Here is a 14,561-nt window from a genome sequence, read left to right on the forward strand (position 1 = left end):
GCTTCCAATATATTGTTATTACCAAAGCCGATTAGTAAGTTGCTAATCGGCTTTTCTTTATCTTGTATTATGTGATTTAACAAGATAAAACAAGAGCGTGGTGTTGCATCTCGTTAATCTGGTAAAAGAGATAAAGGAAGATATGAAAGATTATTTTTTAAACGTCAAATTAGAGAGTTGCCATTTTGACCAAAATAAAACCTCACCGAAAGGAATGGTGAGATTAATAGCATCAGGTAAAGTGTTTTATCTTAATGAAGATGATTTCACTCACTCTCAAGATTTTCTGAAACGTTTAAAACAAGGCGATGAGCTTAAAATTTGTGCTGAATTGCTTAATGACGGCAGTTTATGGGTGCAATGGATTTATCATGACAGCAAAGGAAGGCTTGAGCCAGAAAGAACCTTTACACTTACCACTAAACAGAAAAAATGGTTATTACTTGCTTTTGTTCTTACTGTAATTGGGAGTGGATGGAACTATTATTCTTTACTTTATCTAGAGACTAATTTCTTCATCATCGTTTCCATGGTTATTTCATTTGGTGCTGTAATGGTTGGAGTGAGTTATATCGGAGAAAAAGGCTATCGTTTTTTTCAACGCATTAGACCCAAGCATAAAAAGAGAATAAACGCGTTGGATAAAGTGATCGCTCATCAAGATACAACGTCATCTAATGGTGAACAATTAATTATTCCTGAAATAAAATCACCGCCATTACCTCTATTTATTCCCAGCAAGAAACCGCCTCTTCAAATAAAAAAAAGCCAAGTGCAACGTGTTCGAGGAAAAATAAAACTTCATCATGTTGATAAAATTAAAATACATTCCCGCAATGCAGAGAGTGTGGTGATGCAAATATCCTGTCAGATTGATAAACATCCATTTATATTTAGTTATAAAGAACGTTTATTTTATTCTGATCATAATTTATTTTTGACTGAGGGCGATGATGTTGAATTCTTCTTTTGGCAAGAGGAAGATAAAAATTCTGGGCCTGTTGTCTTAGGTGTTTATAATCATACTGATAATGGTGCTTATTCAATTTCAGGGCAGTTATATCTAGGACATCAGCGAACTAAAAGATTATCGTTGTTAATTACAGGATTAATCAGCACCTTTATTTTCTCGTTGTTCGCTATTTTTTCTATTTCAGATATTTACGATAATGGTAATTATTGGGATAAATGGGACTGGTTTTTTGTTGGTGATACTTTTTTAGGTATGGGGATCATCTATGGTTCAATAATGACAGGATTTGCTTTTTTAATTGCCTTATTTTCGAATCTTTATATTTTACTATCACAAAAGGGTAACTGTAGTTATCAAACCTATTTTTTGCTCCAACAGCAATGTGTTGAAAATAAAAAAACGCTTTATGTTACGGAGTTAAGTCAATGAATCCTTTTTTCCGTAAACCCTTTATTATCATCACTGGTTTATTTATTTTAAGCTTGCTCCTTTTTTATGGCGTACTTTTTCACGGTTTTGCCACTAAGTGGCAATGGAAAAATGAAAAAGATGCGGATTTATCTTCCTATCATTATTCTCGTTATGATTGGCGTAATACATTTAATGCACCAAGTGGTATTTTAATTAAAACAGAATCGGATCAAGGGCGATATGATGTTGATGTTTATGGCCGACTCTATCGCCAAGATAACCAGAGAAAATATACACTCTATTTTTCTGACAAAGAAGGTACTCGCTTTGTGTCACAGGGGCAAGGTAGCTTTTATAATGCCTATTGTATTCCTGAAAAGTGTATTTTATTTACAGAGCAGGGACGACAAGTGATGAACTTAACTAAGTTTATGCTTGATGATTTAATTCCTTGGCAAGAGAGTAATAATGGCTATTACCGTTTTCCTTTAGCGCTTATTGGAGGGAAATTATTATATTCAGAGGCTACATCGCAATTAGTGTTAGTTGACAATAAAACAATAATGACAAGTTTAGATGAGGGAGAGAGTTGGGAATATTCCATTAATACAGAAGATCTTGTTAAGCAGTATTATGCAGAGGACTTTGGTGAATTTACACAATTCCATTATGCCTTATCGGGTGATTCTCTCGTTATTTTTTATAATCATCATTACACAACAAACACATTAGAAATCACATTAAATTTAGTTAATAAAGAAGTGACAAAAACACGTTGGCTTCCTTTGCGTGTTAAAGAAGTTGTTCAAAATGATAAAGGTGATATCTATTTTATTGCTCAACATGCTTCTCGTGAGCTCTATTCTGTTGTTCAGCGCCAAGCTGATGGAAATGTAGAAACTTTCTATGAAAGTGGTTATAAATATCTAAATGATTTGATGATAAGTAGTAACGATTTGATTTTAAATAAAGGCCGTAATGATGATAAAGTTACGCTGATTTTTTCATTAAAAACAAAAAAATATACTTCTTATGAGAAAATCACTGACGATATGATGTTTAATCCCGCGTTATCTTCATTTATTCGTTTATTTGACAATTATGGTGATGATGACACTTTATTGTTATTGGGGGAGCGACTGAAATATAGCCATGCTCCAATCAATTGACGAGGGATTTATCTCCGATTATTTTAGCTTAAAAATGCAGTCTCAAAAGATAATGACAAAATAAAAAACGAGATAACAGCGAGTTGCATAAGTGAAACAGTGTAATTATCAGTGATAAAAATAGAAAACTGTTATAAAAATGGCGCAATGAAGATAAACACTGCGCCATTTTTTATCATTTATTTATTTGATTTTTATGTCTTATTTTGACATTTCTTTTAATCGATAAAGTTGTTCTAAAGCTTGTCGTGGTGTTAGAGCATCAGGATCGATTTTATCTAAAGCTAATTCAATCGCAGAAGGTTCAGCCTCTGTTAACAACATCAGTTGTGACGTTTCAACGTGACCGGAGCCAGAGTGGCCAGATAGCATTTCAAGCTCTTTTAATTTCTGTTTAGCCCGGCGAATAACCTCTTTAGGAACACCCGCTAATGCGGCTACAGCCAAACCATAACTTTTACTTGCGGCACCTTCTTGAACGCTATGCATAAAGGCAATGGTGTCACCATGTTCGACAGCATCTAAGTGAATGTTTGCAGTACCCTCAAGTTTTTCAGGTAACGTGGTTAATTCAAAATAGTGGGTCGCAAAGAGTGTCATTGCTTTAATACGATTAGCTAAGTTTTCAGCACAAGCCCAAGCCAAAGATAATCCGTCATAAGTTGATGTACCCCGACCAATTTCATCCATTAATACCAAGCTGTTTTCAGTCGCATTGTGCAAAATATTGGCTGTTTCGGTCATTTCCACCATAAAGGTAGAGCGGCCAGAAGCAAGGTCATCAGAAGCTCCCACACGAGTAAAGATACGGTCAATAGGGCCAATTGATGCTTTTTCTGCGGGAACAAAGCTACCTATATAGGCAAGTAAAGTAATTAAAGCAGCTTGTCGCATGTAAGTACTTTTACCCCCCATATTCGGGCCTGTAATGATTAATAAGCGACGTTGAGGTGCCAATTGTAATGGGTTAGAAATAAAAGGTTCGCTAAGAACTTGTTCAACAACAGGGTGACGTCCTCCTGAGATTTGAATACCTGTTTTCTCATTTAATTCTGGGCGAGTATAATTTAATGATTCAGCGCGCTCTGCAAGGTTAGAGAGAACGTCTGTTTCTGCTAAAGCCTCTGCACTGAGTTGTAATGCAGTAAGGTGTGGCAATAATTTTTCAAAAATCTCTTCATAGAGCATTTTTTCAATCGCCAGCGCCTTACCTTTCGAGGTCAGAACTTTATCTTCATACTCTTTTAGCTCAGGAATAATATAACGTTCAGCATTTTTCAATGTTTGACGGCGAACATAGTGCATAGGCACTAAATTGCTTTGCCCGCGACTTACTTGAATGTAATAGCCATGTACACCATTAAAGCCAACTTTAAGTGTATCAATACCCCATTTTTCACGTTCACGAATTTCAAGTTTATCAAGGTAATCACTTGCTCCATCGGCTAATGCTCGCCATTCATCTAATTCAGCATTATAACCTGAGGCAATAACACCTCCGTCACGTACTAATACCGGCGGTGTTTCAACAATAGCTTGTTCAAGTAGTTCACATAATTCATTGAACTGGCTAATACGCTTTTGTAATTCTTTAATGTAAGGCATATCCGCTTGTTCAAGCACTTGGTGAATATCATGATATTGCTGAAAAGCGTGACGCATACGAGATAGATCACGAGGGCGTGCTGAACGTAACGCTAAACGTGCTAATACACGTTCTAAATCGCCGATTTGGCGTAAAAAAGGCTGTAACTCAAAATAGAGAGGCTGCAATGCACTAATTGCATCTTGACGTTTAATGAGTTGTTCACGTTGGCGTAATGGTGTGTGTATCCAACGTTTTAGCATACGGCTTCCCATAGGGGTAACACAAAGATCAAGTACAGATGCCAGTGTGTTATCAGTGCCACCCGCAAGATTTTGTGTTAATTCAAGGTTTCGACGAGTTGCCGCATCTAAAATAATCGAATCTTGAGGGCGTTCCATGGTAATACTACGGATATGAGGCAAAGAGGTGCGTTGCGTATCTTTCACATATTGTAATAAACACCCAGCAGCACAGAGCGCGAGATGTGCATTCTCAACACCAAAACCTGTTAAATCACGAGTACCAAATTGTAGATTGAGCTGTTGTTTTGCTGTCTCAGGTTCAAATTCCCAAATAGGGCGACGACGCAAGCCTTGTTGGCGCTCAATCAATGCCATTGATTCAAAGGTTTCTGGATAAAGTAGTTCTGCTGGATGGGTACGTTGTAATTCAGCCATCATGCTTTCACTATCAGACATTTCAGTAACTCGAAAACGCCCTGATGTGATATCTAATGTAGCATAACCAAATGCGCCATTTTTATCTTGCCAAATAGCGGCTAAAAGGTTGTCTTGGCGTTCTTCAAGTAAGGCCTCATCTGTGACGGTACCGGGGGTCACAATACGAATAACTTTGCGTTCAACAGGGCCTTTGCTTGTTGCAGGATCACCAATTTGCTCACAAATAGCGACAGACTCACCTAATTGTACTAATTTAGCGAGATAATTCTCAACAGCATGATGAGGAACTCCTGCCATAGGAATAGGTTGCCCCGCAGACTGACCTCGTTTTGTTAATGAAATATCTAATAAGCGAGAGGCTTTTTTAGCATCGTCAAAAAACAGTTCATAAAAATCACCCATACGGTAAAACAACAAGATTTCAGGATGCTCTGCTTTAATTTTCAGATATTGCTGCATCATTGGTGTGTGGGATTCGAAGTTTTGGCTGTCAGTCATGAGGTTATCTATATTAACTTATTGAATTAACTTGATTCTATGTTTTTTCATTGTCTCATAAGATCTCATTATATCTTATAAAATATCACAGAATCCCATATATAAGTGTAGGTTAAAGTGTAGGTTGTTGGTGGTGATATGGTATAATGGGCATAACAAAACTGATAACCTACACTTTTCACTAAAAATCTTTAATTATCTTATACTCAGCGCTAAACAAGGTAACACTTATGAGCCAAAAGCAGCCAGCAAAGCCCTTATCAACCAAAGCCATTGAAGCGATGAAACCTAACTGTAATGTTAGGACTGATACAGGTGAAAACACAGGTTTACGAGTATCTTGTGGTGCGACTGGTATTAAGACATTTATTTATCGATATAGTAGCCCAGTTACACATAAACTTGTACAGATAAAAATCGGTAATTTTCCTCAAATATCGTTGAGTGAAGCGAGAGTTAAGCTACAAGAATTAAAACAATTACGTCAATTAGGTCGATGTCCTGCTACAGAATTAAAAGAAGAAAAACAGCACCAAAAACAAGTTCAGTTAGAACCACTAGAAACGAAATTGACAGTTAAAGATCTTATTGAGCTTTACTTAATTGAACGTATTGAAGATCGTAAAGGTAAAGATGGTAAAATCATTGCAGGCTCAAGAAAGAAGAAAGGGCAAATAGAAGTCCGCCGTATGCTTGAAGCCGATGTTATTCGTGTCTTAGGTGAACGAATGGCAAATGAAGTTACTCGAAAAGATGTCATTGAACTTGTGCGTGAAATTGATGGTCGAGGAGCTAAAGTTCAAGCGGGTAATGTATTACGTGAACTGTCAGCAGCCTATGAATTTTCAATCGGTCTAGAGTATTTTGATGATAATTTTGCTAATCCTGCATTGTTGGCTAAATCGAGCTTACAGCAAGCAAAATTTAAATTAACCAGCAACAAAGGAACTCGCTATCTAGATGATAATGAACTAAAGAAGTTTTTAGCGTGGCTACCGAGTTCAGTTTATACCAATGTCGTGAAAAATGTTTTCCGTTTGACGCTTTGGACAGGATGCCGAACAGGAGAGGTGTGCGCAATGGCTTGGAATGATGTGGATCTTGAAAAAGGCACTATCCATCTGAAAGAAACCAAGACGGGAATCGAGCGTTACGTGCAATTACCTGATCAAGCCATCATCTACTTGAAATCAATGCGGATGAATTCTGATAAATATCTTTTTCCATCTCAAGTAACAAAGTTACCTATTCAACAAAAATACCTGACAGAATGTGCATGGCGTTTACGTAAGGAAGGCAATATGTTGGATATTCCTGATTGGTCTCCCCATGATTTACGTCGAACGGTGCGTACTGGGCTGGCTAAACTAGGTTGCCCTAATGAAGTGGGTGAGGCGATACTTGGGCACTCGCGCAGCGGTATTGCAGGAACGTATGATTTATACAGTTATGAGAGTGAATGTAAGGTGTGGTTGCAGAAGTGGGCGGACCATATGGGAAGTTTAGTATGACACATTAAGCCTTAATTGATGTTATATTCGATTGATTTATAATGATTTGATTTTAGATTATTGGTTTTGTACTCAGCGGTGTACTCATTTAATTGAGCCTATCAAATAAAATGGATTATTTTTGATAAAATCGGTTTTTTATGCTTATTAAACTTATTTAGCAATTACTACGATGCAAGAGGGGAGCATATGGTTATGTTCCCCTAGCATGGGGTTATGCGCCCATTTCATCGAAAAGTCCAAAGTTTGCTCATAGCCTTGTAATATTAAGGGCTACAGACGATATCTTATGCGATAGTATTACATTGAAAAATTAAAAGTTCTAAGCTCCTCAGTAAGAGATTATTAATAAATAAAGATAGCGTTGTAAGAAAAACCATTTAGAGAATTCATAGGCTATCATATATGTTTTGACGAATGTATTTTTTAAGTATACCTTATATACATTAAATATAGGAGAAGGTATGAAACCACTACTGCTATTTAAAATACTCAGTGACCAAACCAGATTGGATATCGTGTTGCTTTTGAAAGCATCTGGTGAGCTATGTGTCTGTGATATCTACACGACCTTAAATTTATCGCAACCAAAGACTTCTCGACATCTGGCAATGCTCAGAGAGTCGGGTCTTTTGCTCGATTCAAAGCATGGTAAATGGGTTCATTATCGATTATCTCCAGCATTGCTACCTTGGGTGAAAAGTATCATTGATGTCACCTATGCCACAGAGAAAAATAGAGTTGCAGATTTGCTCAAGCGCTTAGAGACAAAAGAGTCTGCGAGTAGTTGTTCTGTATAAAAAATTTTTAAATTAACATATATGATAAACCACATATAAGGTTGAGATATGAAAAAACTAGAAGTCTTTGATCCCGCATTATGCTGTAGCACTGGTGTTTGCGGAACCGAAGTCGATCAAGCATTGGTAGACTTCGCAACAGATGTGGATTGGTTAAAAAAACAAGGGGCAAGTATAAGGCGTTTTAATCTAGCGCAAGAGCCTATGGCGTTTGTTAACAACACAAAAGCAAAAACATTTTTGGAAACCGCAGGTGCCGAGTCACTTCCACTATTGATTCTTGACGGTGAGATTGTGCTGACCGGTCGATACCCAAAACGACATGAGTTAGCCAGATGGTTTGGTATTCGACCGAATATTGAAAAAGCTGAAATTGTTAAATCGTGTTGTGGTAATGGTAAAACGTGTTGTTAACAGGAGCAATAAAATGAAATTTTTAGATAACACACCTAATTATTTATTTTTTACTGGAAAAGGTGGGGTGGGTAAAACCTCTATTTCCTGTGCGACCGCAATTAAGTTGGCTGAAAAAGGGAAAAAAGTCTTACTGGTGAGCACTGATCCAGCTTCTAACGTTGGGCAAGTATTCTCTCAATCAATAGGCAACAATATTAAGCCAATAACATTGGTTCCAAATCTATTTGCTATTGAAATAGACCCTCAAACCGCAGCCGAAGAATATCGAAACAAAATTATTAATCCAATCAAAGAAAGTTTACCTGAAGCGGTAATTCAAAGTATTACGGAACAGCTATCAGGTGCCTGTACAACAGAGATTGCAGCTTTTGATGAATTTACTGGATTGTTAACTAATACCGAAATTACGGGGCAATTTGACCATATCATTTTTGATACCGCACCAACGGGGCATACCATCCGTTTATTACAACTCCCGAGTGCGTGGAGTGATTTTATTAGTGACAATCCTGATGGTGCGTCATGTTTAGGGCCAATGTCTGGTCTTGATAAACAACGTGAGCAGTACAGCATGGCGGTGGAAGCGTTGAGTGATAAATCACTAACAAGGCTAGTCTTAGTTGCACGACCTCAGTCTGCCGCATTGAGGGAAGTCGCGAGAACCTATAGCGAGTTGTCATCTCTTGGTATCAAAAATCAGCAATTGATTGTCAATGGTGTTTTCCCTGAAACGGCGGTGACTGAAAATGATAAGTTATCCCATGCGCTCTACTCTCGTGAACAAGCGGCATTAGAGTCTATGCCTGAAGTATTACGCTCGTTACCTGTCGATATTCTTTATTTACAAAATATCAATATGGTGGGTGTCGATGCACTGAAGCAGTTGTTATCTAATGACTTACCACAAGTTCCAACTATTACCCCGACAAAACAACCTATTTCTTTACCTACCTTGTCAGAACTGGTTGGCGAAATATCTCAGCAACAGCATGGGCTGATTATGTTAATGGGCAAAGGTGGTGTAGGGAAAACAACGATTGCGGCATCAATCGCAGTTAAATTGGCAGAAAAAGGGCTTGATGTACATCTGACCACATCTGACCCAGCTGCGCATATTGAATCAACCCTCGATGGTGTTTTACCCAATCTTCAAGTTAGCCGAATTGACCCTATCGCTGAAACTGAGCGTTATCGTAATTATGTCTTAGAAACAAAAGGGAAAGATTTAGATGAAGAGGGGCGTGCATTACTTGAGGAAGATTTACGCTCTCCATGCACAGAAGAAATTGCGGTATTTCAGGCTTTCTCTCGCATCATTAGAGACGCGGGTAAACGTTTTGTCGTCATGGATACTGCGCCGACTGGGCATACATTATTACTTCTGGATGCAACAGGGGCATACCATAAAGAAATTGCTAAGAAGATGGGTGAAAAAGGACACTATTTAACGCCGATGATGCAATTACAAGATCCTGAACGCACCAAAGTTATTATTACGACACTCGCTGAAACTACGCCTGTACTTGAGGTGGAAAACTTACAAAATGATTTAATACGGGCAGATATACATCCGTGGGCGTGGGTGATCAATAACAGTCTATCTATCACGGAAACAACATCACCATTGTTACTTTCAAGAGCAGAACAGGAAGTCGCTCAGATTGAAAAGGTGACATCAACATTGGCAAAACGTGTTGCTATTGTTCCTTTGCTTGAAACAGAGCCTGTGGGGATATCTGCATTAAGTCAGCTCGCAGAGTAAGTTTTATTTTCTAAAAATAAAAGGTGCGGAAAAGCACCTTTTAAATGAGGTTGCTATGTTGATTGCCGCATTAATATTTATTTTAACGATCACCTTTGTTATTTGGCAGCCCAAAGGACTGGGTATTGGCTGGAGTGCTACTGCAGGAGCCGTATTGGCACTGATCTTTGGTGTGATCAGTTTTCAAGACATCCCGATTGTTTGGAACATTGTTTGGAATGCCACGGCGACATTTGTTGCCGTCATTATCATTAGCCTACTTTTAGATGAAAGTGGTTTCTTTGAATGGGCTGCATTACATGTTGCTAAGTGGGGCGGGGGTAAAGGAAAACTGTTATTCAGTTATATCGTGTTACTTGGTGCAACGGTTGCGGCCTTATTTGCCAATGATGGCGCAGCATTGATATTAACGCCTATTGTGATTGCGATGTTATTGGCACTTGGTTTCAACAAAGGCACGACATTAGCATTTGTCATGGCTGCAGGGTTTATCGCCGATACAGCAAGCTTGCCGCTGATTGTTTCGAACCTCGTGAATATCGTGTCTGCGGACTTCTTTAATATTGGATTTACTGAATATGCATCGATTATGGTGCCAGTGGATATTGCTGCAATTATTGCAACATTAGCGATGCTGCATTGGTTTTTCCGCAAAGATATTCCTAAACAATATGATGTTACCAAACTGAGTGAACCGACTTTAGCCATTAAGGACATGACAACATTTAAAGCAGGTTGGCTTGTATTGGCATTGCTACTTATTGGTTTTTTTGTCTTAGAACCATTAGGTATTCCAGTGAGTGCAATTGCGGCTATTGGCGCCTTAATTCTTTGGGTGATTGCAGCCAGAGGCCATACGATTAATACCAAAAAAGTATTACGTGGAGCACCGTGGCAAATCGTCATTTTCTCTTTAGGTATGTATCTGGTTGTTTATGGTTTAAGAAATGCAGGGCTAACCGATTATTTTTCTGAAACGCTCAATTACCTTGCTGATAAAGGGCTATGGGCAGCAACTCTAGGCACTGGATTTATTACTGCATTTTTATCATCAATAATGAATAACATGCCAACGGTATTAATTGGTGCTCTATCCATTGAAGGAAGTGAAGCGTCAGGATTAATTCAACAAGCAATGGTTTATGCCAATGTGATTGGTGCCGATTTGGGGCCAAAAATTACGCCAATTGGTAGCTTAGCTACATTGTTGTGGTTACATGTTTTATCGCAAAAGAACATGACGATTACGTGGGGATATTATTTTAAAACGGGAATTATCATGACGATCCCTGTACTCACCGTCACACTTATCGCTTTAGTACTTCGACTCTCACTGTTAAATTAAGGGTGATCCCATGAATGAAATTACAATTTATCACAACCCGAATTGCGGTACATCACGTAATACCCTTGCCATGATCCGCAATAGTGGCGTTGAGCCGACGATCATTTATTATTTAGAAACGCCTCCAACTAAAGATGTGTTAGTGCAACTTATTGCCGATATGAAAATTACGGTAAGGGCGTTATTACGAAAAAATATCGAGCCTTATGATCAATTAAACTTAGAAAAAGATATTTATACAGATGAGCAATTAATTGATTTTATGTTGCAGTACCCAATACTGATTAATAGACCGATTGTTGTTACGCCAATAGGAACTAAGCTTTGCCGACCTTCAGAAGTCGTTTTGGATATATTACCTCATTCGCAACAACGTGAATTTATCAAAGAAGATGGCGAGGTTGTTGTTGATAAACAAGGCATCAGAATAAAGTAAATCATTAACGATATTTATCATGATGAGCGTACCGATGCAGGGCATCAGTACACTCATGTTAATCAGGTACTTGCTTAAGGTCGTTGATATTGGTATTTTAAAAAACATACTATTCATAGGAACAGCTGATCATATTATGCGCCTTACGCCACCCTGAGATACCTCCTTCCTTTTAGGTTGATACTAAATCAGCCAATTTCCACATCCCTTCTTTGGGATAATTTCGTTTATTTAAAATATGCTCTCCCATCTTGGGATTGATAGATTACAAGGTAGTCTAATATGCTTTTGTCCTCATCTCGTCAGGACTGGCTGGGTAACATCCGTGGGGATGTCCTAGCCGGTATTGTTGTTGCTTTAGCGTTAATTCCTGAAGCCATCGCATTTTCAATTATTGCAGGCGTCGACCCCAAAGTTGGGTTATACGCTGCATTTTCTATTGCGGTAATTATCGCTTTTATTGGGGGGCGCCCCGGCATGATTTCATCGGCAACTGGTGCAATGGCACTTTTAATGGTCGTTCTGGTGAAAGAACATGGCCTTCAGTACCTATTAGCTGCGACGGTATTAACCGGGATATTTCAAGTTATTGCAGGATATTTAAAGCTCGGTAATTTAATGCGATTTGTTTCACGTTCGGTGGTAACGGGATTTGTTAATGCGCTGGCTATCTTGATTTTTTTAGCGCAACTCCCTGAATTAACCAATGTGAGTTGGCATGTTTATGCGATGACCGCGGCAGGCTTAGGGATTATCTATTTGTTTCCATTAGCCAATAAAACCATTCCTTCGCCATTAGTGTGTATTGTTGTATTAACGATAATTTCAATATGGCTTGGTCTTGATATCCGAACGGTTGGTGATATGGGCGTTTTGCCTGACAGTTTGCCTATTTTTCTTTTGCCCGATATTCCCTTGAACATTGAAACGCTACTTATCATATTGCCCTACTCATTAGCTCTAGCTGTTGTTGGCTTATTGGAATCAATGATGACCGCAACGATTGTGGATGATTTGACGGATACAACCAGTGATAAAAATCGAGAATGTAAAGGGCAAGGCATTGCCAATATAGCCACTGCATTTATTGGCGGGATGGCGGGATGTGCGATGATCGGTCAATCCATTATCAATATAAAATCGGGTGGCCGAGGTCGATTATCGACACTGGTTGCCGGTATTGTTTTATTGCTAATGGTGGTTTTTCTTAATGATTGGGTATCAAAAATCCCTATGGCGGCGTTAGTTGCTGTGATGATTATGGTGTCAATTGGAACCTTTTCTTGGCAATCCCTTGCCGATATACGAGTCCATCCGCTATCAACCAGCATCGTTATGATAGCCACCGTCATTGTTGTCGTTTGGACTCATAATCTGGCTTACGGGGTACTTGTCGGGGGGCTCATCGCAGCGCTTAATTTTGCCAATAAAGTCGCGAGATACATGACGGTTACATCAAGACTAGACAGAAAGGTACGCCATTATGAAGTTCGGGGACAAATTTTCTTTGCCACATCGGAACGCTTTGTTAATGCCTTTGATTTTAAAGAAGACATTGATAAAGCGATTATCGATGTGAATCATGCTCATTTTTGGGATATCACTTCCGTCAGCGCGTTAGATAAAGTGGTGATTAAGTTTCGACGTGAAGGTATTGATATTGAAATTAAGGGGATGAATGAAGCCACTGCAACGTTGGTTGATAAGTTTGGTATTCATGACGACCCGAAAAAAATTGAAAAATTCATGGGAGGTCATTAATTATGGCAGCGGATATCATTCAAAAAACTTGCGTAATTGGGTGTATAGACCGTTCACCCTCGGCGATTGCCGTTTGTCACGCCAGTGCTTGGATAGCCCAAACACTTAATCTTCCACTGACACTGTTACACATGAATGAAAAAATCCCAACATCGGCACACCATGACTTAAGCGGGATCATCGGATTTGACACCCGAGAAACTTTATTGAATGAACTTGTGGATATTGAAGAAAAGCGAGCGCGTTTAACCCGTGAGGAAGGTCGACAATTATTAATGAGTGCAAAAAAAATCACTCAAGATTTAGGTCTTCTAGATGTTAATACACTTCAGCGGCAAGGGGCTTTAGCCGAAATGCTTAATCAGGAAGATGCGCATATTGTTGTACTCGGTCGTCGAGGCGAGCAATCTGAATTAACGGGTCATATCGGCAGTCAGCTAGAGGGAATCATCCGTCTTCAAAAAAATTCAGTACTTATCTGTAAGCGAAATTTTGCCCCGCCGAAAAAGATTATGATTGCGTTTGATGGCAGTGGAGAAGGTGAACGAATTATTCATCGATTAACACAAGTGAAATTATTAGCAGATAGTGATTGTTATTTGGTGATGTACGGTAACCAAGACAGTAAACTCAAAAAAGCACAAAACCGACTTCATCAAACAGGTATTAAGGCGAAAACCTGTTTACTTCAGAATGGCGATAATATCGTTGATGAGTTATGTCGCTTTGCAGTACAAAATAACATTGACTTGATCATCATGGGCGCTTTTGGACATTCGCGATTGAAGCAATTTTTTGCAGGAAGTCATACGACAGATATGATAAATAAAACTCCGGTATCATTACTCGTCATTCGTTAGTCTTTTCGTTTACTTTTATCATTGCAAGGAGAGGTGACTCACTTTCGTCAGCTCTCCATTCCAGAATATGGAGCGAGGTTTGTCTTTATAAATATAATCAATTGAATTTTAATGTTATTTGGTAAGTATTTATACTTGAATATTTTCATTCCGTTTTGTATGTCAAAATTTGGTAAAATTGGAAGGTACTTAGCACCTGATAAGCAAATAATGAAATATTTATTTCTTTATTTTCATCGCTTTTGATACTTTCGAAATTGTGTGTCTTGAGCAACCTATTAGGTTTTCTATCTGGCTATAACTTTTCCCCTCCATCAGCAGACCTTCAATTTTTTGATGTAATATTTTGT

Annotated in this window: 11 protein-coding genes; 10 read left to right on the top strand and 1 reads right to left on the bottom strand. The window is 38.6% G+C overall.

Features of this window, described 5'->3' with window-relative positions; genetic code table 11:
• Window positions 1-142 precede the first annotated feature (142 nt).
• Window positions 143-1,402, top strand: a complete 1,260-nt coding sequence (locus ABN080_RS10570; protein ID WP_349440985.1) for a hypothetical protein — start codon at window positions 143-145, stop codon at window positions 1,400-1,402.
• Entirely contained in the window at window positions 1,399-2,553 is a 1,155-nt protein-coding gene (locus ABN080_RS10575; protein WP_349440986.1) for a hypothetical protein, read from the top strand. Before ABN080_RS10570 ends, ABN080_RS10575 begins: the two co-directional genes overlap by 4 nt.
• 201 nt (window positions 2,554-2,754) lie before the next feature.
• Here the strand turns inward: ABN080_RS10575 and mutS are convergent, their stop codons facing one another.
• The gene (gene mutS, locus ABN080_RS10580) at window positions 2,755-5,319 is read right to left on the bottom strand and encodes a DNA mismatch repair protein MutS (RefSeq protein ID WP_349440987.1); all 2,565 of its coding nucleotides are present in this window, start codon (window positions 5,317-5,319) and stop codon (window positions 2,755-2,757) included.
• A 230-nt stretch (window positions 5,320-5,549) separates the two neighbouring features.
• Here mutS and ABN080_RS10585 point away from each other — a divergent pair, with 230 nt between their 5' ends.
• The 8 genes from ABN080_RS10585 to ABN080_RS10620 all read left to right on the top strand — a co-directional run bounded on the left by ABN080_RS10585 (window position 5,550) and on the right by ABN080_RS10620 (window position 14,211).
• Complete coding sequence (locus tag ABN080_RS10585; protein ID WP_349440988.1) at window positions 5,550-6,830, top strand: tyrosine-type recombinase/integrase; 1,281 nt, start codon at window positions 5,550-5,552, stop codon at window positions 6,828-6,830.
• A gap of 464 nt (window positions 6,831-7,294) precedes the next feature.
• The gene (locus ABN080_RS10590) at window positions 7,295-7,630 is read left to right on the top strand and encodes a metalloregulator ArsR/SmtB family transcription factor (protein ID WP_096865005.1); all 336 of its coding nucleotides are present in this window, start codon (window positions 7,295-7,297) and stop codon (window positions 7,628-7,630) included.
• 48 nt (window positions 7,631-7,678) lie between these two features.
• The gene (gene arsD / locus ABN080_RS10595; protein ID WP_278979140.1) at window positions 7,679-8,044 is read left to right on the top strand and encodes an arsenite efflux transporter metallochaperone ArsD; all 366 of its coding nucleotides are present in this window, start codon (window positions 7,679-7,681) and stop codon (window positions 8,042-8,044) included.
• Window positions 8,045-8,057: 13 nt separating this feature from the next.
• Complete coding sequence (arsA, locus tag ABN080_RS10600) at window positions 8,058-9,809, top strand: arsenical pump-driving ATPase (protein ID WP_238562601.1); 1,752 nt, start codon at window positions 8,058-8,060, stop codon at window positions 9,807-9,809.
• A 55-nt stretch (window positions 9,810-9,864) separates the two neighbouring features.
• Window positions 9,865-11,154: an arsenic transporter gene (locus ABN080_RS10605; RefSeq protein WP_238562600.1), complete on the top strand. Its 1,290-nt coding sequence runs from the start codon at window positions 9,865-9,867 to the stop codon at window positions 11,152-11,154.
• 10 nt (window positions 11,155-11,164) lie between these two features.
• Window positions 11,165-11,590, top strand: coding sequence for a glutaredoxin-dependent arsenate reductase (gene arsC / locus ABN080_RS10610; protein ID WP_238562599.1), 426 nt, complete (start codon window positions 11,165-11,167; stop codon window positions 11,588-11,590).
• 282 nt (window positions 11,591-11,872) lie between these two features.
• Window positions 11,873-13,351 (top strand): SulP family inorganic anion transporter, encoded by a 1,479-nt coding sequence (locus tag ABN080_RS10615; RefSeq protein WP_349440989.1) that lies wholly within the window; start codon window positions 11,873-11,875, stop codon window positions 13,349-13,351.
• Window positions 13,352-13,353: 2 nt separating this feature from the next.
• The gene (locus ABN080_RS10620; protein WP_272576764.1) at window positions 13,354-14,211 is read left to right on the top strand and encodes a universal stress protein; all 858 of its coding nucleotides are present in this window, start codon (window positions 13,354-13,356) and stop codon (window positions 14,209-14,211) included.
• Window positions 14,212-14,561 lie beyond the last annotated feature (350 nt).

This window comes from Proteus sp. fly-1089 (assembly GCF_040138965.1).
In the GTDB taxonomy this organism is placed as follows: domain Bacteria; phylum Pseudomonadota; class Gammaproteobacteria; order Enterobacterales; family Enterobacteriaceae; genus Proteus; species Proteus vulgaris_B.

What these genes read in the sequence shown, in the direction of transcription:
- ABN080_RS10570 (WP_349440985.1), top strand. Translation starts at nt 143, where the DNA reads ATGAAAGATTATTTTTTAAACGTCAAATTAGAGAGTTGCCATTTTGAC.
- ABN080_RS10575 (WP_349440986.1), top strand. Translation starts at nt 1,399, where the DNA reads ATGAATCCTTTTTTCCGTAAACCCTTTATTATCATCACTGGTTTATTT.
- mutS (WP_349440987.1), bottom strand. Translation starts at nt 5,319, where the DNA reads ATGACTGACAGCCAAAACTTCGAATCCCACACACCAATGATGCAGCAA.
- ABN080_RS10585 (WP_349440988.1), top strand. Translation starts at nt 5,550, where the DNA reads ATGAGCCAAAAGCAGCCAGCAAAGCCCTTATCAACCAAAGCCATTGAA.
- ABN080_RS10590 (WP_096865005.1), top strand. Translation starts at nt 7,295, where the DNA reads ATGAAACCACTACTGCTATTTAAAATACTCAGTGACCAAACCAGATTG.
- arsD (WP_278979140.1), top strand. Translation starts at nt 7,679, where the DNA reads ATGAAAAAACTAGAAGTCTTTGATCCCGCATTATGCTGTAGCACTGGT.
- arsA (WP_238562601.1), top strand. Translation starts at nt 8,058, where the DNA reads ATGAAATTTTTAGATAACACACCTAATTATTTATTTTTTACTGGAAAA.
- ABN080_RS10605 (WP_238562600.1), top strand. Translation starts at nt 9,865, where the DNA reads ATGTTGATTGCCGCATTAATATTTATTTTAACGATCACCTTTGTTATT.
- arsC (WP_238562599.1), top strand. Translation starts at nt 11,165, where the DNA reads ATGAATGAAATTACAATTTATCACAACCCGAATTGCGGTACATCACGT.
- ABN080_RS10615 (WP_349440989.1), top strand. Translation starts at nt 11,873, where the DNA reads ATGCTTTTGTCCTCATCTCGTCAGGACTGGCTGGGTAACATCCGTGGG.
- ABN080_RS10620 (WP_272576764.1), top strand. Translation starts at nt 13,354, where the DNA reads ATGGCAGCGGATATCATTCAAAAAACTTGCGTAATTGGGTGTATAGAC.